Source organism: Roseofilum sp. Guam (assembly GCF_017746735.1).
GTDB lineage: Bacteria > Cyanobacteriota > Cyanobacteriia > Cyanobacteriales > Desertifilaceae > Roseofilum > Roseofilum reptotaenium.
Map to the genome: position 1 here is coordinate 16753 of NZ_JAGHZN010000001.1, position 23287 is coordinate 40039.

The following is a 23287-nucleotide window of genomic DNA, read 5'->3' on the forward strand; positions in this document are numbered from 1 at the left end:
AGCTTATCCTAATTTCACCATTGGGGATTGGATTGCAGGAGGGCAGTCGCTTCTCTGATGTTCAGAGGTTTGGCAAACCAATAGCCTTGGCCAAAATCACAGTTGAGCTGTCTGAGGATTTCCACTTGTTTTGGGGTTTCTATCCCTTCGGCAACCACTTGCATGTTCAGAGTTTGGCTGATTTGGATGATGGGGGGAATGAGACCGAGATCTAGTGGCTCTTGGCTGAGAGTGTTGATAAAGGAGCGATCGATTTTGAGGATATCGATGGGTAGGGTATGGAGATAGGAGAGGGAAGAATAGCCTGTACCAAAGTCATCTAGGGAAATGTGAATGTTTTGATCTCGGATTTGATGGAGGAGAGTGCGAGCCTGTACAGGGTTTTCAATCAGGGCGCTTTCGGTAATCTCCATGGTTAAGGATTGGGGGACAACCTGGGTTTTAGCAATAGTTTCAACGACTTTTTCCATCAGGTTCATTTGGGAGAATTGACGGACGGAAAGGTTAATGCTGATTTTGAGGCTGTCGTTTTTGAGGGTTTGTTGCCAGATTTTGAGTTGATTGCAGGCTTGCTGAAAGACCCAATAGCCAATATCGTTAATCAATCCGGTTTCTTCGCAAATAGGGATAAAGTCGGCTGGACTGACGAGTCCTCTTTGGGGATGTTGCCAGCGCACGAGGGCTTCAAATCCACTAATTCTGCCGGTTTGCAGGTTGATAATGGGTTGGTAGTGAACGAGAAATTCTTGGTGTTCTATGGCTTTGCGGAGTTCAGTTTCTAGGGTGAGTCGTTTAAGGGCGAGTTGGTGCATGGTGGGGTCAAAGACATGGTATTGTCCTTTACCCATAGATTTGGCTTTGTACATGGCAGTGTCGGCATCCCGAAGGACATATTCGGGTTTGTGGTAGTCGGCATGACTGAGGACAATGCCAATGCTGGCGTTGATAAAGACTTCGTGAAGTTCGAGTTGAAAGGAATAGGAGAGGCTATTGAGGATAGTTGCTGCCAGTTTTTTGGTATCTTCTAGGTTGGCACAAGATTCTACGAGGATAGTAAATTCGTCTCCTCCTAGGCGAGCGAGGAGCATGTTTTCCTCTAGGAGGGAGTTAATACGTTTGGCGATCTCCTTGAGCAATTGATCGCCCACGATGTGGCCGAGGGAGTCGTTGATCACCTTGAAGCGATCGCAATCTAAAAAGAGGACGGCAAAGGGTTCATCCGCACTAACTTTGAGCTTTTGAATGGCTGATTCTAGTCGTTCCATAAATAGGGCCCTGTTGGGCAGCCCGGTCAAGGAATCATGCAGGGCCATATCCAGAAGTTTTTGCTGAATTCGCTTGCGTTCTTGAATTTCTTGGGTTAAAGCTTGATTAGTAGTTTGGAGTTCTTGGGTGCGTTCTTGAACTCGTGCTTCTAGTTGTAAGTTTAAGTCTTTAAGTTGGGTTTGGGCAGCTTTCAGTTGTAATTGATGCTTGACGCGGGCTAAAACTTCTTCGATTTGAAAGGGTTTACTGATATAGTCACATCCCCCTACCCTAAAGGCTTTTACTTTGTCGAACACTTCATTTAATGCACTGATAAATATAATCGGTATTTCTTGGGTTCGGTCGAGTGTTTTGAGTTCCTGACAGACTTGATAACCATTCATTTGGGGCATATTAATATCCAGTAAGATCAAGTCAGGAGGTTTGGCTTGAGATGCTTTAATTGCTGTTCTGCCATTCATAACACTGCGAACTTTATAGCCCTGCTGACTCAGCAAATCTGAGAGAAGACGTAAATTTTCTGGAGTGTCATCCACCAGCAATATATTGTATTTTCCTGCAAGAGATTCAAGCATAAGTTTACCGATTATTATTGATGGTTATTTATTATCTAGATTTAATATAACACTGAATTTAAGTTTTGAGTGATCACTTCAAATTCAAAATTATCGACTAAATCATTTAAATATCTCGCCAGATTTCTTTGATCGTTGGGAATTTTTTCGATCAACTCTAAAATTAGTTCAGCATCAGCTTCTAGGGCAGCTTGGTAGAGATTGTGTAACCAGGGTTTGGGCATCAATTCCCAATTGATAGAAGCCTCATCTACTGATTCTAGGGAATTAGAGATTGGGGGCGATAATGGCAAGGCCGGATCGAGATAATCACAGACATAGGTGACCCCTAAATGTTGGGTCATTTTCTCAAATAACTCTTGGTCTTGGAAGGGTTTACTGAGAAAATCATCACACCCTACAGCCAGGATTTGTTCACGTTCTTCCGTAAAGGCACTTGCAGTGAGAGCAATAATGCGAGTGGATTGACCTTGGGGATGAGATTTAATGTATTGAGTGGCTTGAAGTCCATCCATAACAGGCATCCGAATATCCATCCAGATCAAATGGGGATTCCAGGTTTCCCAAATGGAAATAGCCTCTTCTCCATTGCTGGCCTGTTTTACCTCAAAGCCGACACTGTTTAATAAGGAGTCTAAAAGCAGGCGATTATCTAACGAGTCATCAACGACTAAAATTCGGTAGTTGGGTTGATTGGGGGCTAGATGAATCACTCGACTCGAGCTTCTGATGGTTTGAGGTTGATGCAAGACTTCTTCGAGAGGCAAATCAAAGGTAAATTGAGTGCCTACATCCACTTGAGAGGAAACTTGAATATCTCCTCCCATCAATTGTACAAACTGACGACTGATGGGTAATCCAAGACCTGTTCCTTGTTGAGATTGTCGGCCCACTGCGGTTTGCACAAAGGGTTCAAACAAAGTGTCTAGGTCTTCTTGGGCAATTCCCGGACCCGTATCGCTCACTTCAAAGGCGAGTCTAAGGGGGTTGTTTTCTGGGGGGGCGATCGCCGAAATGGATAATTTGACTTCTCCTTGTTCTGTAAATTTAATGGCATTCCCTAAAAGATTTAATAAAACTTGACGTAATTTACTTTCATCTCCTTCCACATATTCTGGGACTTGCGGACTACACACCAAAGCCAAGCTCAACCCTTTACTTTCTGCTTTGATTTGTAGCATTTCTTTGAGAGTATCTAACAGCATCCATAAATTAAATTCACTCTCATTGAGTGTGATCTTGCCGGCTTCAATTTTCGACATTTCTAAAATATCATTAATCAAGGATAATAAATGCTCACCACTACGATTAATGATCCCCAATTGCTCGCGATGGACAGAGTCCAGGTTAGAACTGCGGTCAATTAACTGAGTAAAGCCTAAAATAGCATTTAATGGCGTTCTTAACTCATGGCTCATATTCGCCAAAAAGTTGCTTTTGGCTTGGTTTGCGGATTCAGCAGCTTCTTTAGCCTGAATTAAAGCAACTTCTGCTTGCTTGCGCACGGTAATATCAGCAATCATTGAAGCATATCCGATCACATGATTTTGTCTATCCATCAACACGGTATTGTACCACTCACAGACAATGGTTTCTCCGGAGTTCCTGATATTATCACAAATTGCATAGGTGGTATCTTCTTCCGATTCCAAGCTTTGCATTAACTGATAAACTTTGTTTTTTTGAGCATCGGAAAACAAGATCTCAAAGCTATGAGGAGAAGATAAGACATCTAGGCGACGATAACCAAAAATACGTTCAGCCGCTTTATTCCATTCTACAATATTCCAATCCACCGACCATTCAATCACACCTAAAGGCGTTTGATCCACTAAAAATTCCAAGCGCTTCTGAGAGTCTCTCAGTTTTTCTTCAGATTCTTTTCGTTCTGTAATATCGGTGTATGAGCCAATAATCCGAATTTCTTCCCCCTGATTGTCATACAAAATCTGGCCTCGATCTAAAATCCACTTATAGCGACCATCTTTACAGCGCATTCGATATTCAATCGTAAATAAAGGATTATTTTGACTGTGCTGATATCGAAGATTGGTAAACATCACTTGTTCAAAATCATCCGGATGTAAACGGGTCATCCATTCGCTCGGTTTATCACTAATTTCTGACTCTGAAAATCCCAACATTTCTTTCCATCGAGCAGAATAAAAGATCCGATTATTTTCCAAATCCCAATCATAGATACCATCATTATTACTTTTGAGTGCAAGTTGCCAGCGTTTTTCACTCTTTTTCAAGGCTTGTTCTGCTGAGATTCGCTCTGTAATATCAGATTGAAGGATCACATAATGAGTCAGTTCTCCAGTTCTATCTCGTAAGGGATACAACGATAAGTGACTCCAGAACAGCTTATTATCTCGACGATAGCTTGGACAACTAAACTGAAAGTTTTTGCCTTGGCGAATGTGTCTTTTTATCGATTCATAGGGATGTTGATAAAATTTGTTTTTATAGAACCTTAACAGTCCTTGTCCTATGACTTCTTGGGGGGAATAGCCCGTGATTTTTTCAAAGGCAGGATTAACATAAATAATCGGCATATCGGCTTGTTGAGCATCACTAATAATGATGCCATCATCCGAGATTTCTACGGATCTCTTGAGCAGTCTGAGTTGTTCTTCATTCTGTTTTCTTTCCGTGATATCACGAGCGACTAAAATAACCTTTTTATCTGGCATGGGAGAGAGGGTCGCTGAAAACCAAAAAGTCTGTTGAGGGAGGGTTAAATGGTATTCAAAATTAAGGCTTTTTTTCTGATGTATGACATCTTGTAAATGTTGCATCAATTCTGAACGATAATCTCCGTAAATAATTTGATTAATGGTTTCTCCAATCAGATCGTAGCCTTCTTGCTGATATATGGCTGGACAAGTGGGAGAAAGTTTGATCATTTCTGCTTCCCGATCCATCACTAAGACGATCTCGGTCATTGCTGCAAAAACCGATCGCAGTTCTGCTTCGGAAGTATGTAACTTTTGTTCTAAAAGTTTGCGATCGCTAATATCTTGGATAACACTGAGAAAATATGCCGGTTCTCCAGATGAATTACGCACCAAAGATATCATGATATTCACCCAGTTTTGCAGTCCAGTTTGGGTGAAATAATTGTTTTCAATGTTAATAAACGGTAATGTGCCATTGAGAAGTCGGTCTAAGTAGCGGCGAGTAACATCTTGGTAATTGTGATTTTCTAAGCTCTGGAGATTTTGAGGAACCATGAGTTCAAAAAAAGAGTGATTAATCAGGGCTGAACTGTAAGACCCTACCAAATCACAAAATTTCTGATTGACTTGAATAAAGTTTCCTTGTAGGTCAATATGAGCCATACCAATGACTGCTTGGGCAAAGGTTTGATCGAAAGTCGTCTGAGCAGGTCGAGTTTGTTGTGTTCCGCGATCGCTACTCAGGTTTTGTAATAAAGTTGATAGATGAACTAGACCAATTAATTGATGAGTTGAGGTGACTAAAGGGAGAGAGGTCAGTTGATGATGCTTAACCAATTCAAGGAGAGTTGCAAGCTTATCCTGACTACTGAACGTTTCCCACTCAGCAATTTCTAGGGTAATACCTTCCGGTTGCATGACTTGCTCAACAGTCATCTTCTCAGCACTCTCTGACGAAGTAAGATAAGGTAAAAAACTAGACAAATGCACGCAGCCAATTAACTGTTGCTCTTTAACAACTAATGCTAAGGAAGGCTGAACTTGCCCAGTTTGGGACTGCTGATAGAGTTGCCAGTGAGAGATCGCCTCTGACAATAGCATCTGAGGCTCTAGAGTTAGAGGATGATAATCAATCCACCGCTCCTCTGCAAGAGTCACGATTTGAGAATTAGACTGGTGCATAATAGCCAGAGAGTCCGGGGCTTACGCCACGTTTACTATTCAAAATGAATCCTGTAGAATCAAGTGTCTGTGCAATTTGGCGCTTGCTTTCTGTTATATCAAATTTAGGTCAGTTTTCCTACCCAGACTGATTTTGGAAAACCTGAATCGTTTTAAAAATTCAAGAATACTTGCAAGAGAAGACGATCTATGGGTGTTAAATTCCGATCTTATTCAGATACTCCAATTAAGGTAAATGCTGCCCAATTCCGAGGTTCAGGGAACTCTTTTTGGGTCAGTAACATGGCTTCACGGAGGGCACTGGCTTTATCTTGTCTTTGTTGCATTTGTTGATAAAAGTTAGTCATCACTGTGACGGTGGGTTCATCGGGAATTGCCCATAAGGAGACTAATACTCCTTCGGCTCCTGCACTGACAAAGGCTCGTGAGAGTCCAATTACACCATCACCGTTAATATTGCCCCGTCCTGTATCACAAGCGCTCAGTACTGCTAATTCTGCTCTCAGGGAGAGTCGAGATATTTCTTTTGCCGTGAGAAAACCGGGATCGCCAGCAGTTGGAGCTAGAGCTAAAGAACTCAAAAATCCTCCTAGATCATTGAGCAGTCCATGAGTCGCCAGATGAATCATGGGGCTAGATTGCATTTGAGAGACTACCACAGCTTTAGTCGCTCGATCGCCAATTAACGGTTCTGTATTGAGTAAAGTGGCGATCGCCTCTGCTTCAAGTTCCGCTCCCGGTAAATCCTCCAGTTGCAGTGTACTTTTACCCCCTTCTAACTCAATTTCGGGCATCGTTGGATTACCCACCACTAAAGGAGGATTAACGCTAGAGCCTTGATTTTGATTGCGCTGTTGATTTTGACGAGTTAAATCTAACACTTGAATCGAGGGAGAAGTCATCAATGTATGCTTCTCGATCAAGTAAGTCCCCTGTTGATCCTGGAGAGCAGGAAACGGGACTAAAAGCAACGAATCTTGAGGAATAAACGTTACGCGCTCCTCCGGATTTTTGGGCAGTAAATCGGCAATCGGTTCAATCAAATACTCATGCAATTCTTTCAAGGGTTCTCCTGGAGGCAGGTGGCGACGGGATAAGCCCGTTAACGTAATAAAATCCCGTGCATTTTTTACCAATTGATCTAAATCAAAATTTAGAGGAACCTGGCGAAATTCAATATTTCCTTGGGGAGAAATGACCCAAACATATAATTGAGTTGCTTTTCTTTCTGATGAATGAGAAGTCAACCATTCTCCCGGCCCAGTTTGATAAAACCGTCCGTATTCATATTGCACCGTATACGTGACTAAAGTCGTCTTTTCCCGTTGAGCAATTTGCTTGATCTGGTTTATGTTTGGCGGTTCAGTCTCCATCGAATTGGGATGAGTCTCTAATTTACTCACCAACAAATCGACCAAGGCTCTAGCCCGACCCGCTTCTGAAAGCTCTAAGGCTTCAAGGATTTGATTTTGCTCAATTGCAATTTGCTGTAAGAGGCGATAAATATCCGTAGATTGATCGTAGCTAAATATTTTGAATTCATCTTCAGATAAGTTCGTAAAGCTCAGATTCGATAGTGTTACTTTTCGCTGGCTATCATAACCTTCTATCGCTTTATAAAATCTAGATTTTGCTGCTTCTAATTGTTGGGATTGTAGCAGTAAAAAACCTAGCTTTTCCTGACCAATCGCTTGGGCAGCCACACGAGAAATTTCCAGGGATTCAGCGGCATCTGGAGACTCTTGTTGTTGTTTAAATCCCTGGTCTAGAAGATCGAGAGCTTCAGTCTGAAGGTCGATCGCCTGCTCTAAGTTTCCTGACCAGTAGTAAACTCTACTCAGATCTTGCAGGGCAAAGGACTCAGATGTAAAATGACCTTGTTCTCGAATAGCATTCAAGCGTTTTTCTTGTAAGGTAATGGCTTGCTCGTAGTCTTCCTGAATCGTATAATATTCACTTAGTCCGTTCAAGGCTTGATTCACTTGGACCAGATTATCCGTTGCCTCACCCAAGGCTAAAAGTTCCTCGAGTGTTTTTAAGGCTTTTTCCTGTTGTTTGGCCCAACTGTAACTAATACTCAGGTGAAACAAAACATCGCCTTTAAGCTGAAATTCACCAGTAGAATTAGCTAAAGATAAGGCTTCTTCCTGGATTTGAATAGCTTGACGATAGTTGCGGTTGGCAAAGTAAGCTAATCCCAAATCATTCAGAACTTCAATCTCTTCGGTTTGGGTGCCAATTTTACGGACAATTTCTAGGTGATTTTGGCGCAGAAAAATCGCCTTTTCATAATCAACAGCTTGTAGATAAGCCAAGCTCAAATATTTGAGAATAACTTTACGGCCCGAAGGGGTGCGAGCTGCTTGCAACTGGGATTCTAAAAAGTCAATGCCATAGGGATCTCCGAGTTGACTATGGGCAGTCGCCAAACTCCAGAGAATACTCCCTTCAAGATCTTCATCTTGTAATTGACGGGCTAATTGAAGTGCCCGCTTATAGAGAGGTATCGCTTTCTCCAGTTGACCCAGATATTGATGGGCAATAGCTGCTTTATTGAGGACACTTAATTCAAACAACGGATTGCCTAATTGCTGGGCTTGCTCCAACTCCTGGGGATAGGTTTGTAAAATATTTTCATAAACTGGGCGCAATTGATCCACCGGATTAGCCCAACTGACGGAAGGCAGAAAAGTTAGAGCATTAAAAAACAAAATAGTTAGGATAGGTTTTATCATAGTTCATTCAATCTCCAGAAGAGAAAATTGCGTCTCAATTTGAGTTATTCCCAGCCGTGATGATGCTACCTTCAAGAAGCAATTGGTTCTAAGGGAATTGTCAGTCAATCGTGAATTGTACAGTTTCTGAGAATTAGTATTAGAATGCAGAAGATACTGTTATCTTCATCCATCATAGATCAATGACCAATCGTTTGGCTCAATCCCGAAGTCTCTACCTCCGCAAACATGCTGAAAATCCGATAGACTGGTGGCCGTGGTGTGATGAAGCACACCAAACGGCAAAAAAAGACAATAAACCGATTTTTCTCTCGATTGGCTATTCAAGCTGTCATTGGTGTACGGTGATGGAAGGGGAAGCCTTTAGTAATGCAGAAATTGCTGAATATATGAATGCTAATTTTCTGCCCATTAAAGTGGATCGAGAAGAGCGTCCCGATGTGGATAGTATTTATATGCAAGCGTTGCAAATGATGACGGGACAAGGGGGATGGCCGTTAAATATTGTCCTTACTCCAGACGATCGCATTCCCTTCTATGGCGGTACTTATTTTCCCGTGGAACCTCGGTATGGTCGGCCCGGATTTTTACGAGTGTTGCAAGCCTTGCGAATGTTTTACGATCAGGAGGGGGAAAAATTAGCCAGTCGCAAACAGGCGATCGCCGAAGCTTTGCATCAAGCAGCGACTATCCCCGCAACCGGAGAATTGGGCGAAGATCTCTTGCACCAAGGCTTAGAAACCAGCGTCGGTATCCTCACTGCACGGGATATGGGGCCCAATTTTCCCATGATTCCCTACGCTGAAACGGCCCTCAGAGCAACCCGTTTCACTACTCCAGAGTCCCCCTACAATGCCCTGGAAAGCTGCGCTCAGAGGGGCTATGACCTGGTGCTGGGGGGCATTTTTGACCATGTAGCTGGAGGGTTCCATCGCTACACGGTGGATGGGACTTGGACGGTTCCCCACTTTGAAAAGATGCTCTATGATAATGGTCAAATTATGGAATATCTGGCCCATTTGTGGGATGCAGGGGTGCAGGATAAGGCGATAGAGAGGGCGATCGCTACTACTGTCACCTGGTTAAAGCGCGAAATGACCGATCCCAAAGGCTATTTTTGGGCAGCTCAAGATGCCGATAATTTCACCTCATCCACGGCTTTAGAACCGGAAGAAGGAGATTTTTATATCTGGGATTATGGCACATTAGAGAGTCAACTCACCCCAGAAGAATTTCAAGACCTTCAGCAACAGTTTGATATTACCGAATCCGGGAACTTTGAAGGTAAGCTTGTATTGCAGCGCACCCAAAAAGGGCAACTTTCCGATCGCTTAGAAACTGGATTAAGTCAACTTTTCACTTTGCGCTATGGCAGCGATCGCGACTCCCTCCCCACATTCCCCCCTGCTCGCAATAACCAGGAAGCAAAACAACAAACTTGGCCCGGACGAATTCCACCGGTTACCGATACTAAAATGATCTTATCCTGGAATAGTTTACTGTTATCCGGGTTAGCCGCAGCCGCAAAAGTTTGGCAACGTCCCGATTATCTGGATTTAGCCATTCAGGGCGCTAATTTTATTCTAGAAAATCAATGGGTTAAGGGGCGCTATCATCGTCTCAACTACGAGGGGGAACCGGACGTTTTAGCCCAAGCTGAAGATTATGCGCTGTTGATTAAGGCTCTCTTGGATATTCAGCAGGCGAGTTTGTGGTGTTCTCCCAGTTTAGAACTGCCCAATCTACAGGAAAAAGCGATCCAAATTCAAGCTGAATTTGATGAATTGCTCTGGAGTGTGGAATTAGGCGGCTACTATAATAGTGTCAAAAGTGATGATTTAATTATCCAAGAACGGAGCTATTTGGATAATGCCACTCCCGCAGCCAATGGCATTGCAATGGCGAATTTAGTGCGCTTGTTCCTGTTAACTGAAAATTTGGATTATTTCGATCGCGCTGAACAAGGTTTACTGGCGTTCAGCACAATTCTATCGAAATCGCCTCAAGCCTGTCCTAGCCTATTTGCAGCGTTAGACTGGTATCGCAATTGTACCCTAGTACGGATTGTGGAGGGGCAACTCGAGCAGCTACGGGGGTTATATTTACCGACTGTTCTGATCCAGAAAGTCCCCGAATTACCTGAAGGAGCGATCGCCTTAGTTTGCCAAGGTCTGTCTTGCAAAAAACCGGCAACCTCTGTGGAGGAATTGCACAGTCAATTACAGCAATGTCAAACCCGAGCTTAGGGAGCTGACTGAGTAATCTCAACTTTATAGACCATTGCATTCCACAACTCAGAGCTAGAGATAAGGGATGCCTCTTGTACGGCATCTCGCTCTCCCAGAGAAATACCCTTTGCTGGTAACCATGCTCACACTTCAACAGGTCATCCACCAAGTCGATGAATTTACTGTTGCTCCTATTTTATGTAGCAGTCTTGTGAGCAATAGACCTCTCGCATAATTTTTTTGTGTTATAGCTATAATAGCTATTCAATTTTCCACCAGCTATTCTCTTGACAATCGCAATCGTCGTTGCCGTTATGGTTTGCTTTGCAAGTTGTAAGCAGAAGTTGGCTTCTGAAATAAATAGCTTTTCATCGTATCATAAAATTAATTTGCAAGAGGTCTAATATGGAACTTGACAAGCAGAAAGTTTTATTAAAAGAGTTTAATAGAGTTGCCCGCCGGGTTACACCTCCGACTGGTTTAACTGCAATTAGACAAAGTCTGGGGAGGTGGATATCCTTAAACATGACAGTTTTGCTGCAAGGTTTGGGATACAACAAAAGCACAATTGCTAATTTCAAAGGGGAACAGCTGATCTTAAATATTGGCTGTGGAACTATAACAGATAGTAGCTATATTAATGCTGACTTATTTCCCCTCCTGTCAACAGTTGCTCAAGTTATCGCGGGCAAAAAAGAGTGGGAGTTAGACCTACTGATTAATTTACCTTATTACGACCGAAATTTATCAAACTGTGCTGATGGCATTGTGGTGTCTCATGTTTTAGAACATCTGCCCCCAACCTTAGCAATCGGCGCGCTATGCAATTGCCTAGATTATCTTAAGTCCGGTGGATGTATGCGTATTAGCGTACCGTATTTGGGAGCATACGATCTGGCCTCATTGCCCCCGAATCAAGGGTTAACAAACCAGATGTTAGCTAAAAATAGCTTAATCTACAGTTGGGGACATCAGTTTATGTATGATGCTGAACTATTGACCGCCCTCATGGAAAAAGCTGGGTTTAGTGACGTAAAAGAAGTTGCTTTTCAAGAAGGTCTTCTATATGAAACGGATTTGAAATCGCGCCAACAAGAATCTATTTATTTGACAGGGATCAAACCCTGAGGACTCAAGGGGTGACAAGGCACCTCAAAGGTTGTTATACAACCTTTGAGGTTGTATTTTGCTGAAAACTTCAACTGAAAGGTGGCGATCGCATAACCCTAACATCAAGTTAGAGGGTTGCTTGCCCAAAAAATCGCTGATTTTTTTTCGCCATCTTAAACGCTCAAAGCCAAGGGTATCTATAAATTCAAGCCGGTTGTCACCCTCTGAGGGCTTAAAACTGTTCCCTGTTCAAGGGGGTTGGGGGTGAGGGCTATACTTCACGCAAAAGAGAAAGGATTTACTCATTACTCATTTACGCTCGCTCCCCTAAAGCTAATCTCGCCTGTTCTCGATCATCGAAGTGAATCTTTTCTGTGCCTAAAATCTGATAATCTTCGTGACCTTTACCCGCAATTAAAATGCCATCTCCAGGCTTTGCATCTAGGATAGCATGACGGATGGCTTCGGCGCGATCGCCAATCACCATTGGTTGGGCAGATTCAGGAATACCAGCGACAATATCTTGCAGAATTTGCTCTGGGTTTTCCGTGCGCGGGTTATCAGAAGTCACCACCGGCACATCGGATAATTCGGCGGCAATTTTACCCATTATGGGGCGTTTGGTGCGATCGCGATCGCCCCCACAGCCAAACACGCAAATCATCCGCCCTGGAATAAACGGACGGGAGGCTTTCAATAAATTCTCTAGGCTGTCAGGGGTATGAGCATAGTCTACAATCACTGTAATCTCTTGATCGGGATTGATGCTGACGCGCTCCATCCGTCCCGGCACGCCCAAGAAATCAGGTAAACTCGATACCATAGTTTCTAAGGGAATGCCCAGATGCAAGCCAGCACCAATGGCGGCTAAGAGATTGGAGACATTAAATTGACCGACTAAGGGCGATTCAAAGGTAATCTCACCTTGGGGCGTATGTAAAATTCCTTTCACGCCTTTAGGTTGGTATTCTAGATCGCTTGTCCACAACGAAGCGGAACGATTCTCAGTGCTATAGCTCCAAACCTGTTCTTGGGGTAGGCGCTCAATTAACCGTTTTCCATAGGGATCGTCAAAATTAATGATCGCTTTTCCCTTCAAGTAATCTGGACTAAACAGGAGTGCCTTAGCTTCAAAATAAGCTTCCATCGTGGGGTGATAGTCCAAGTGATCTTGGGTGAGATTCGTAAAAACAGACACTTCAAACGGACATCCCCAAACTCGTTTTTGCTCTAGGGAATGGGAACTAACTTCCATCACCCCATACTCACATCCGGCTCCAACGGCTTGGGAGAGCTGTGCTTGCAGGGTAACCGCAAAGGGGGTGGTATTGATAGCGGTTTGATGATATCCTGGCCATTTCGCGTAGAGGGTTCCCAGGAGAGCCGTCAGCTTTTGTCCTTGAGTTAAAAAGGATTCAATTAAGTGAGTGGTGGTGGTTTTCCCGTTGGTTCCTGTAACTCCAACTAGCTTTAAGGTTTGGGCGGGATAGTTATAGAATGCAGCCGCAATTTCCGCACAGTCCTTCGCTATATTTGTACTGGAAATTACACAACTGTCTCCTAGAGGATGCTTAGTTAGAGCAGATTCCGAAGCGATCGCCGCGATCGCCCCCGCAGCCACAGCACTCGGCCAAAACTCTCCCCCATCCACACGGGTTCCGGGCATTCCGATAAACAGATCTCCAGCTTGACAAGAATGAGAATTCGTGCTTAAGTTCCTAATCTCCAGGTCTAAGGCAGGATGGGCAGGCACTTCCCCTAACCCACTCACTTTAGCCAGCAGCTCGCCTAATTTCATCCGTCAGCCCTCCTCACAGAAACATACGTTGGCAATTGCACAGGAATTGTTACTTACTATGCGTCAACTGGCTGAGAATGGCAAGCAGGACAGGGGTTGATGGGCACGAACGTGGAAGGAAATCAACGAGCAGATCAGCGAGAAACCCAGTTTCTAGTTTTGCTAGGCGATGGGTTGCCGCGATCGCCCTAAAATATAATTAACTCTATCCTCTATTCTGGGAGAAGTCCCTCTCGGAGTGGGAGAGGAATTTAGGGAGAGGGCACTTCAAATTTACGAACCCATTAGAAGTTAAGATATAATGAATTTTTCGATCAAGATAGCTAAAGTATTGTTCTTCAAAAAGTTGTTCATTCTAGAACTAAAATCCTGATGGCAGCTAAAGATAAATATCATTCTGCGGTTAGAATTGCCCTAGAAAAGGAGCAGTGGAGGATCACTGATGATCCCTTACGACTAGAAGTTGGTGGAACCAAGTTTGAAATTGATTTAGGTGCGGAGCAATTGTTAGCTGCAGAGCGAGGAGAAGAAAAAATTGCCGTTGAAATTAAGACATTCTTGAGCGATTCACCCCTGACGGATTATCATGCAGCCTTAGGACAGTTTTTGAATTATCAACTAGCCCTGGAACTCAACGATCCAAGCAGGATTTTATATTTGGCTATACCGGCAAGAACCCATGAAGGCTTTTTTAAGCGAGAATTCACACAAATTTCCCTAGAACGATACCAAATAAAACAAATGATTTACGATCCAGAAAAAGAGGTAATTGTACGATGGATATCCTAGAACAGTATCGCCAGATCATTCAGTCCTTATTAACCGAGTATGCTGCAATTCCCATTGCTAACGGGGAGATTGATTGCTACACCGTTTTTGATACCCAACAAGACCATTATCAAGTGGTAAATGTAGGATGGGATGGTTATCGCCGCGTCTATGGTTGTGTGCTGCACCTCGATATTATCAACCGCAAGATTTGGGTTCAGCACAATATGACGGAAATGAGAGTCGCTCAAGAATTAGTCGATCGAGGGGTGGACAAAGACCAAATTGTGCTGGGGTTTCACGATCCCGAGATCCGGCAATATACAGATTATGCAACCGTTTAAGGGATAGCGCACGGACTTGATATGATCAGCTTAATCTAACTGATCTTCTCCAATGTCCGCCAGAGCAGGAGGGCCATGATCCGGGGTGCGGAGATTTTCGACCATTTCTTGAATCTCTGCCGAGGGAGGTGGGGTTAATCGAGAAACAGTTAGGGCAATCATCAGGTTAAGGATCATGCCGACTGTACCAATGCCTTCGGCGGAGATATCAAAGAACCAAAGGGGCATCCCATAGAATTTTGCCCCGATAATATAGAAGCTGGTAAAGACTAAACCGGAGACCATTCCGGCGATCGCCCCTTCTTTATTGTTACGCTTGTCAAATATGCCTAAAATAATCGCGGGGAAGAAGCTAGCTGCGGCTAACCCAAAAGCAAACCCCACGACTTGAGCCACAAAACCGGGAGGATTAACGCCAAAATAACCGGCAACGGCGATCGCAAAACCGACCATGATCCGCCCCACCATCACCCGGCGTGACTCAGAAGCCCCCGGATCGATCAGACGATAATACACATCATGGGCAATGGAACTAGAAATGACCAACAGTAAGCCAGAAGCCGTAGATAAGGCAGCTGCTAACCCCCCCGCAGCCACTAAAGCAATCACCCACGGTGCTAATTTTGCCACTTCTGGAGTCGAAAGAACAATGATATCGCGGTCAATGGTAATTTCGTTGGTTTCCGGATTGGGGGTTAGCTCAATCAAACCATCGCCATTTTTATCTTCAAACGCCAGCAAGCCCGTATTTTCCCATTTCGTCGCCCAATCTAACTGTTGCACCTCTTCAATCGTTTTATTGTGCAAGCTATCAATCAGGTTATAGCGTGCAAAGGCGGCTAAAGCGGGAGCCGTAGTATATAAAATAGCGATAAACAGAAGCGCCCAACCGGCGGAATAGCGAGCGGCACGAGGGTTGGGAACGGTATAGAAGCGGACGATCACATGGGGAAGTCCAGCCGTCCCCACCATCAGAGCAATGGTGATAAACAGCACGTCCAACATGGATTTATTAGCAAAGGGTTGGGTGTATTCGGCAAACCCCAGATCCACTTGCACTTGATTGAGCTTATCGACAATATCGCTGAACGTAAACGCCAGTTGGGGAACCGGGTTACCCGTCAGATACCAGGCAATGGCGATCGCCGGAATCAAATAAGCGATAATTAAAACGCCATATTGGGCGACTTGCGTCCAAGTAATCCCTTTCATCCCACCGAGGACAGCAAAAAAGGCAACAATCGCCATGCCGATGACTACCCCGGTACTCACATCCACTTGTAGAAACCGGCTAAAGACAATCCCCACACCGCGCATCTGTCCGGCGACATAGGTGAGAGAAACGAAAATCGCCGCAATTACAGCAACCAGTCGGGCGATATTGGAATCATAGCGATCGCCCACAAAATCAGGAACCGTATATTTCCCAAACTTGCGTAAATAGGGAGCCAACAGCAACGCTAATAATACATAGCCCCCTGTCCATCCCATCAAATAAATCGAGCCATCATAGCCCAAAAACGAGATTAACCCCGCCATCGAAATAAACGAAGCGGCTGACATCCAATCTGCTGCCGTTGCCGCACCATTGGCGATCGCCGGAACCCCCCGATCCGCCACAAAAAACCCTTGCGTATCCTTAACTCGCGATCTCCAACCAATATAGAGATAAAGCAAAAGCGATAGGGTTACAAACAAAAATGTCCAAACCTCTACACCCATATCTATTCCTCAATGATTCTGATATCTATTTCTCAATGATTCTGATCTTAAAAAATTCCCCTTACCCTGGGGAACAACTCACCGCGTCTCCGTGTCTTCCCATTCCCCCATTCCAACATTACTCGTCTCTCTTATACTTATGATCGATTTTGTCCATCTGTATCGCATAGACAAAGATTAAAACCACAAATACATAAATTACTCCCTGTTGTGCCAACCAAAATCCTAGGGGAAGTGTCCCCAGGGTAATGGAATTCAGGGGAGTCACCAATAAGATACTTAATCCCAGGGAAGTCAGACCCCAAACCATTAATAGATTGCGGATTAGCGTCGTATTTTCTCGCCAATAGGCTTGCCTTTCCTCTTCATTCATGATCTAAAATACCCATTTTAAATGTTTAATTGATATAACAATGCTGTCAACCCGTTACCATTCAAACCCTTTCAGTCGAGGCTTATAAGAGCAACGGAGTGACAGCAATCATCACTACTTATGAGTGGAGGGGTTTAGTTATCAGTAGCAGTTGCCAATTCTGTACTGCCTTGAGTACGCCGTCTAGTGAGGCTATTAAACAACAGTTGTCCGATCGCCTTAATTAAGCTACCTTCAAGTTCATTAAACATTTTCATGTTCATGCCAAAAGCAGCATTAGCTTCTTCGACGATGCGATCGGCTGTTGCTTCATCAATCGGTAAACTATCCATGGTTTGCCGATAGTTATTCTTAAATGCCTTCTCATCTGGAATATCAGCAAACTCATAGAACTGAGTTCCTTGTCCCTCTGGTAAATTCATCGCGGTTTGGGCAATCTTTTTCAGAATTTGCCCACCAGACAAATCCCCCATATACCGAGTGTACAGATGGGAAATCAACAATTCCGGTTCTTCATTGGAGACTTTTCTAATTTGGTCTACATAGGCTTGACCTGCTGGAGACAAGGATACTCCCTCGCGCCAGTTACTGCCATAATAGAAGGCTAAATCCTGTTCAATAGACTCTTTGCGGTTGAGTTCAGGAAAATAGAGTTTCCCCAGAATTGGATGATTCTGGTGACGAGCCATCTCTTCTTCCATGGCAGAATAGACGAAGTAAAGGTTACCTGACAGTTTGCGGTAAGACTCCTTTTCTACCGTTCCTTTTAAGAAACATTTGATAAAACCCACATTTTCCGCCATGGTATGGGCTTTTTTCGTGCCCTCGCGGAGCTTAGTCGCTAAATTGGTACTCATCCTAAAACAGTTCCCGATTTTGAAAATGAAAGACGATCTAAAAAATCCTTTGGGCAAGTCTCCACAAAGGGTTAGGGTTGATTTCTCAGCCTCTATATAGCTACCTTAGAACGATTTGATGAACGTTTACATTAAGTTTCTTAAACTTAAGTCACTTAGGCCGAATGGGCGATCGCCTCTCAGCGCCTGTAGAGGTCTATGCTTCTGCTATTCTAGAGTAGCCCAGTGTTAACGAGGAAGTGCTGCTGTGATGACTGATCCCTACTTATCAGAGGTTTCCCAGAGCCAGTATACCCCCTCAGATCCTCAGTCGGAAGACCCATTAAACCCATCAGCACAGTCTCCTAACTCACAGGAAGACTTAGACCTAGAATTTCTCTATACTCGCGATATTGAATTTCGCCAAGAAACCCTTTACTTTATTGTTGTCGATCGCTTCTGTGATGGCGATCCGCGCAATAATGAAGGGCCAAATCCCGAACTCTACGATCCCACCCATGAAGATTGGGGCAAATATTGGGGTGGAGATTTACAAGGAATAATCAACAAACTCGACTATTTGAAAAACCTGGGAGTAACAGCGATTTGGCTGACTCCTTTATTTGAACAAATTGAGAACTTATTTGTTGAAAGTGCCGCTATACATGGCTATTGGATTCAAGACTTTAAGCGCATCAATCCCCGCTTCATTCGCCCAGAAGATAATCCCTCTTTGAACCAAACTCAAGAAGAGAAAAATACCCTATTCGACCAACTCATTGAAGAAATTCACAAGCGCAACATGAAGTTAATTTTGGATGTTGTTTGTAACCATAGCAATCCCGATATTAGCGGCAAAAAGGGGATTCTCTATGATGACGGGGTGAAAATTGCCGATTTCAACAATGACCCGGATCATTGGTATCATCACTATGGTGAAGTTCAAGACTGGGAAGATGAGTGGCAAATCCAAAATTGTGAGTTAGCGGGATTAGCTACATTTAATGAAAATAATACAGCATACCGCAGTTATATTAAAGCAGCGATTAAACAATGGATTGATCGGGGGGTGGATGCCCTGCGCGTCGATACCGTTAAGCATATGCCTATTTGGTTTTGGCAAGAATTCAATGCCGAAATTCAAACCCATAAACCTGATATTTTTGTGTTTGGAGAATGGATTTATTCCCATCCTCTTGACGATCGTTCTGTAGAGTTTGCCAATAATTCCGGGATGACGATTTTAGACTTTGGTCTATGCACGGCAATTCGGGAAGCATTAGGGTTAGGTTTAGAGGATGGGTTTTACCGGATCAAGGATGTTTTCGATCAAGATTATCGCTATTCTGGGGCAACCGAGTTAATTACCTTTATCGACAATCATGATATGTACCGCTTCCAGAGTTTGAATGACGATCCGGAAGTGTTACATTTAGCGATCGCCCTATTAATGACCAGCCGGGGTATTCCTTGTATTTACTACGGAACAGAACAATATCTCTATAATAATACCCAGGTTGATTTAGACAATCCCTTTGGAAATAATGACCCCTATAATCGTCCCCTCATGAAGCGCTGGGATACCAATACTAAACTCTATTGGACCATTCGTTTATTATCTGGTGTGCGTCGCTTAAATCCAGCCGTTTCCATGGGAGGACAATGGGAAAAATACATTACTCCTGATGTCTATTGCTATGTGCGACGGTATCGAGATTCGATTCTGTTTGTGGCGATGAATCGAGGGGAAAGCGTAACTGTAGAATCCATCGATACGGAATTACCCGATGGTGAGCATACGGATATCATGTCCCTGGAAAAATATAGGGTTGAGTCGAGTATACTGTCCGATTTGACCCTAGAAAAAAATCAAGTGATTATTCTTAGTCATGTGGCGGAAAGAGTCACCGGAAAAACCATTGTTCGCGTCCAACTCAATGGTGTTAATACCCAGCCTGGAGAACGTATTATTGTCACTGGAGATTGTCCAGAATTGGGGAATTGGGATATAGCTAAAGCCTATCCTTTAGAGTACATTAATTCTAATACCTGGTTTGCTGAAATTCCCTTCAATGAAAGTGCAGGAAAATTAATTAATTATAAATATGCACTGTGGCGTGAAGGTCAATCTCCCCTGAGAGAAAATATAGTTTCTCGGCGCTGGGTGGTTGCTAGTGAAGGAACTGTAAAATGGAGAGACCATTGGACATCTGGCCGAGAATCTTAAGGGTGAATAGAACTATTTCTTTCCCTTTCTAAAGGTTTGTTACAGTTAATGGAATAGTAGAGGATGGGTGTAATACCATAATAAGGTCTAACGTAAAGCCCTTCATTAAAGTGCAGAAAGACCAGTCTTCAGCATAAGTAAACGTTAAAATCGAGACTGTATTTCTGGACTCAATCGTTTCTGAACTCCAAAAGAGGTCAACCTGAGCAGCTAGGGGCTTTACCGGATACCCGTTTGATCGGTTAGGGAGGGTAAGCAATAGAAATTTTGCAGGTAAAGGTGTCAAAGAAAATACGTTGACTGACAAAACGGTCAGGAATTGAGGAGAGTAATATCATGGATGCGAATGAACTATTACAACGATATATTCACGGTGAACGGGATTTTCGTGGCTCGGATTTGACCTATGCTAACTTAACCGGTGTGGAGTTACCTAAATCTAACTTGTCAGGTGCAAACTTAAAAGAAGCGTCTCTGGCGAGAGCCTATTTAGAACGGTGTTTTCTGAAAGAGGCGAATCTCAATGGGGCGTTCTTGTATGGTACCAATTTGAGCTATGTGAAACTGCAAGGAGCCGTGTTAATCGAAGCAGACTTAACAAAAGCAGATTTGCGGGGCGCTCATTTGGGGAAAGCGGATTTAACGGGAGCCAAATTGACTGGGGCGATCTTGACTTGGGTGACGTTGTTTCGAGCAAAAATGCCAGGAGTGAATCTATGTGGTTCAAACCTGAATGGGATTAATTTGCGAAGAGCGAATCTAGAGGGTGCTAATCTGAATTGGACGAATTTATCCGGAGCGCGCTTAAGTGGAGCCAATCTTCAAGGAGCGGGTTTAAATGGGGTGAAACTGAGCGGTGCATTCTTGAATGGATTGAAACTGCAAGGGATGAATTTTAGTGGCTTGGAATTGGATTCAGTGAAGTTAAATGGCGCAAAAATGGCAGGCGCTAATTTGGTGGGAACTGACCTCAGTAATGCCCAAATGCGTTTTACTGACTTCGATCAAGCAAATTTGAAACAAGCTGATATGCAGGGAACGATCCTCAAAGGCGGTAAGTTTATTCAGTCCAATCTGATGAAAACCAATTTGTGTGAAGCGGATATGCGTAAAGCCGATTTAACGGAAGCGAATCTGAATTTAGCAGATCTGCGAGGCACGGATCTGAGTGAAGCCGATTTGCGCGGGGCGTATCTATGGGGCGCTAATTTAGATGGGGCTTGTTTGCGTGATGCCGATCTACGAGGTGCTAGTCTGCGGGATGCGGCTTTGGTGGGAGCTGATTTGCAAGGAGCAAATTTAGAAGGCGCGATGATGCCAGATGGCAAAATCCATGCCTAGGAGTATCATGCCATGGAAAATGGTGTAATCTAGAGTCCTGGAAAGATTCAGGTCGCGATCGCGGAGAAGAAAAATCATATGGCGATTGAGGTAGGACGGGAAATCTGTGGTGATTCAGCAATTGCCCTCTCTCGTGAATGGTTAGTTACCAACAGCATTGGGGGCTACGCATCGGGGACGATCGCCTCTGGCCTGACGCGCCGTTATCATGGGTTATTAGTGGCGGCACTGAAACCCCCACTACAGCGAACTCTGCTGTTAACCAAACTCGATGAAACCGTTACTTATGGCCAAAAGTCCTATCCCCTGTTCACTAACCAATGGGTGGGCGGTAAAGTGGACGGAAATGGAGATCGCCATCTCGAAAGCTTCCGTTTAGAAGGGACAACCCCCGTATGGACATTTGCCTGCGGGGATATGCTGCTGGAAAAACGGATCTGGATGCGGCAGCGGGAAAATACCACCTACATTCGCTACGATCTGGTGCGGTGTAGTACCCCTGTGGATTTAGAGATTGATGCGATCGCTAACACTCGGCCCTACAATCTTCTACAAGAGGACTTAGACTTTACCATCCATACCCAACGGATTGAATCTGGCATAAAACTAGAAACGCCAGGAGAGTCTATCCCCTGGTACTTATTCAGCTCTGGAGGTGAATTCACCCTTTCAGGAACCTGGATACAAGGCTACGATCTCCCCATGGAACGCTATCGGGGAGATGGCCATCAAGATAACCATTTTCATGCCTGCACCCTCACCGCATCCCTTAGTCCCGGAGATTCCCTCACCCTAGTTGCCAGTACCGAGCCTCAGGCGAATCTAGACGGCAAAGAGGCGCTACAGCAGCAACACCGCTATGAACAGCAACACCTCGAACGCTGGCAAGCCACACCCTATCTGAACACAGAAAAGGCTCCGGACTGGATTCGACAGTTAATTCTCGCTGCGGATCAATTTATTGTATGTCGTCCCCTGTCCCCTAACTCCCATGGGAAAACGGTGATCGCTGGCTATCCCTGGTTTACAGACTGGGGACGGGATACCATGATTAGTCTACCTGGTTTAACCCTTGCCACAGGACGCACGGAAGTGGCAAAGAGATTATTGGCAACCTTTGCCCAATATGTGGATCGGGGAATGTTGCCCAATGTCTTTCCCGATGGAGGAGAAGACCCCGCTTACAATACCGTCGATGCGACGTTATGGTATTTTGAAGCCGTTCGCCAATATTATCAAGCAACCCGCGATCGCCCCTTTTTAGCTGAACTCTTCCCCGTTTTAGCGGACATTATTGACTGGCATTGTCGCGGAACTCGGTATCAAATCCACCGCGACCCCGATGATGGTCTCCTGTATGCGGGAGAAGCAATGACCCAACTGACTTGGATGGATGCTAAATATGGAGATTGGGTGGTTACTCCCCGGCAAGGAAAACCGGTGGAAGTGAATGCTTTATGGTATAATGCACTGCGTACCATGGTCGCGTTTACTCGTAAATTAGGGAAGGAAGATCGGGAGTACGAAACGCTCGCACAACAAGCAAAAAAGGGATTTGCTCGCTTTTGGAATGCTGAGGCAGGATGCTGCTATGATGTACTTGATACAACTATAGGGAACGATCCGAAATTGCGACCGAATCAGATTTTTGCGGTTTCCTTACCCCAAAGTCCCCTAACTCCAGAACAGCAACGGGGAGTGGTGGAGGCCTGTGGGCGATCTCTGCTAACGTCGTATGGGTTGCGATCGCTCAGTCCAGACGATCCCCAATATATCGGTCATTATGGAGGCAATTTGGCCCATCGAGATGGAGCCTATCATCAAGGTACAGTATGGGGCTGGTTATTAGGGCCATTTGCGATCGCCCACTTCAAAGTCTACAACCAACCGGATCGAGCGCTGAGTTTCCTCACTCCCATGGCGCACCATTTATACACTCACGGCATGGGAAGTATCAGTGAAATCTTTGATGGCGATCCTCCCTTTACCCCCAGAGGCTGTATCGCCCAAGCTTGGAGTGTAGCCGAAACCCTCCGCGCGTGGCAACTGATTGCCCAACACCAGAAAGTATAGCGATAGCGCTTCGCACTGGGGAATCGTC

At 44.4% G+C, this 23287-nt stretch carries 14 protein-coding genes; 7 read left to right on the top strand and 7 right to left on the bottom strand.

Annotated elements, in window-relative coordinates; translation table 11 throughout:
* Positions 1–14 precede the first annotated feature (14 nt).
* The 3 genes from J7529_RS00055 to J7529_RS00065 form a co-directional block, all read right to left on the bottom strand.
* Positions 15–1841 (bottom strand): EAL domain-containing protein, encoded by a 1827-nt coding sequence (locus J7529_RS00055; RefSeq protein WP_318727303.1) that lies wholly within the window; start codon positions 1839–1841, stop codon positions 15–17.
* 41 nt (positions 1842–1882) lie between these two features.
* A complete protein-coding gene (locus tag J7529_RS00060) occupies positions 1883–5680 on the bottom strand; it encodes a PAS domain S-box protein (RefSeq protein WP_318727304.1) in 3798 nt (1265 codons plus the stop codon).
* A 233-nt stretch (positions 5681–5913) separates the two neighbouring features.
* Complete coding sequence (locus tag J7529_RS00065; RefSeq protein WP_318727305.1) at positions 5914–8439, bottom strand: CHAT domain-containing tetratricopeptide repeat protein; 2526 nt, start codon at positions 8437–8439, stop codon at positions 5914–5916.
* A 182-nt stretch (positions 8440–8621) separates the two neighbouring features.
* Between J7529_RS00065 and J7529_RS00070 the strand changes: the two genes are divergently transcribed.
* Entirely contained in the window at positions 8622–10685 is a 2064-nt protein-coding gene (locus tag J7529_RS00070) for a thioredoxin domain-containing protein (protein ID WP_318727306.1), read from the top strand.
* 387 nt (positions 10686–11072) lie between these two features.
* On the top strand, positions 11073–11795 hold the full coding sequence (locus J7529_RS00075) for a hypothetical protein (RefSeq protein WP_271937563.1): 723 nt from the start codon (positions 11073–11075) through the stop codon (positions 11793–11795).
* A gap of 295 nt (positions 11796–12090) precedes the next feature.
* Here the strand turns inward: J7529_RS00075 and J7529_RS00080 are convergent, their stop codons facing one another.
* Positions 12091–13575 carry a UDP-N-acetylmuramoyl-L-alanyl-D-glutamate--2,6-diaminopimelate ligase gene (locus tag J7529_RS00080; protein ID WP_318727307.1) on the bottom strand — a complete coding sequence of 495 codons (1485 nt, stop codon included), beginning with the start codon at positions 13573–13575 and terminating at the stop codon, positions 12091–12093.
* Positions 13576–13947: 372 nt separating this feature from the next.
* Between J7529_RS00080 and J7529_RS00085 the strand changes: the two genes are divergently transcribed.
* On the top strand, positions 13948–14364 hold the full coding sequence (locus J7529_RS00085) for a XisH family protein (RefSeq protein WP_271937559.1): 417 nt from the start codon (positions 13948–13950) through the stop codon (positions 14362–14364).
* Positions 14352–14687, top strand: coding sequence for a XisI protein (locus tag J7529_RS00090; RefSeq protein WP_271937557.1), 336 nt, complete (start codon positions 14352–14354; stop codon positions 14685–14687). The genes J7529_RS00085 and J7529_RS00090 overlap by 13 nt, the downstream gene beginning before the upstream one ends.
* 30 nt (positions 14688–14717) lie before the next feature.
* On the opposite strand, the gene J7529_RS00095 is transcribed toward J7529_RS00090, so the two are convergent.
* The 3 genes from J7529_RS00095 to J7529_RS00105 all read right to left on the bottom strand — a co-directional run bounded on the left by J7529_RS00095 (position 14718) and on the right by J7529_RS00105 (position 17639).
* Positions 14718–16409, bottom strand: coding sequence for a sodium:solute symporter family protein (locus tag J7529_RS00095; protein WP_318727308.1), 1692 nt, complete (start codon positions 16407–16409; stop codon positions 14718–14720).
* A gap of 118 nt (positions 16410–16527) precedes the next feature.
* Positions 16528–16782, bottom strand: coding sequence for a DUF4212 domain-containing protein (locus tag J7529_RS00100; protein ID WP_271937555.1), 255 nt, complete (start codon positions 16780–16782; stop codon positions 16528–16530).
* 134 nt (positions 16783–16916) lie between these two features.
* Positions 16917–17639, bottom strand: coding sequence for a heme oxygenase (biliverdin-producing) (locus J7529_RS00105; RefSeq protein ID WP_271937553.1), 723 nt, complete (start codon positions 17637–17639; stop codon positions 16917–16919).
* 250 nt (positions 17640–17889) lie between these two features.
* Between J7529_RS00105 and J7529_RS00110 the strand changes: the two genes are divergently transcribed.
* The 3 genes from J7529_RS00110 (at position 17890) to J7529_RS00120 (ending at position 23259) form a co-directional block, all read left to right on the top strand.
* Positions 17890–19845, top strand: a complete 1956-nt coding sequence (locus J7529_RS00110; protein ID WP_318727309.1) for an alpha-amylase family glycosyl hydrolase — start codon at positions 17890–17892, stop codon at positions 19843–19845.
* A 336-nt stretch (positions 19846–20181) separates the two neighbouring features.
* Positions 20182–21186, top strand: a complete 1005-nt coding sequence (locus J7529_RS00115; RefSeq protein ID WP_318727310.1) for a pentapeptide repeat-containing protein — start codon at positions 20182–20184, stop codon at positions 21184–21186.
* Between the two features lie 78 nt (positions 21187–21264).
* Positions 21265–23259: an amylo-alpha-1,6-glucosidase gene (locus J7529_RS00120; RefSeq protein WP_318727311.1), complete on the top strand. Its 1995-nt coding sequence runs from the start codon at positions 21265–21267 to the stop codon at positions 23257–23259.
* The last annotated feature ends 28 nt before the right edge of the window (positions 23260–23287 follow it).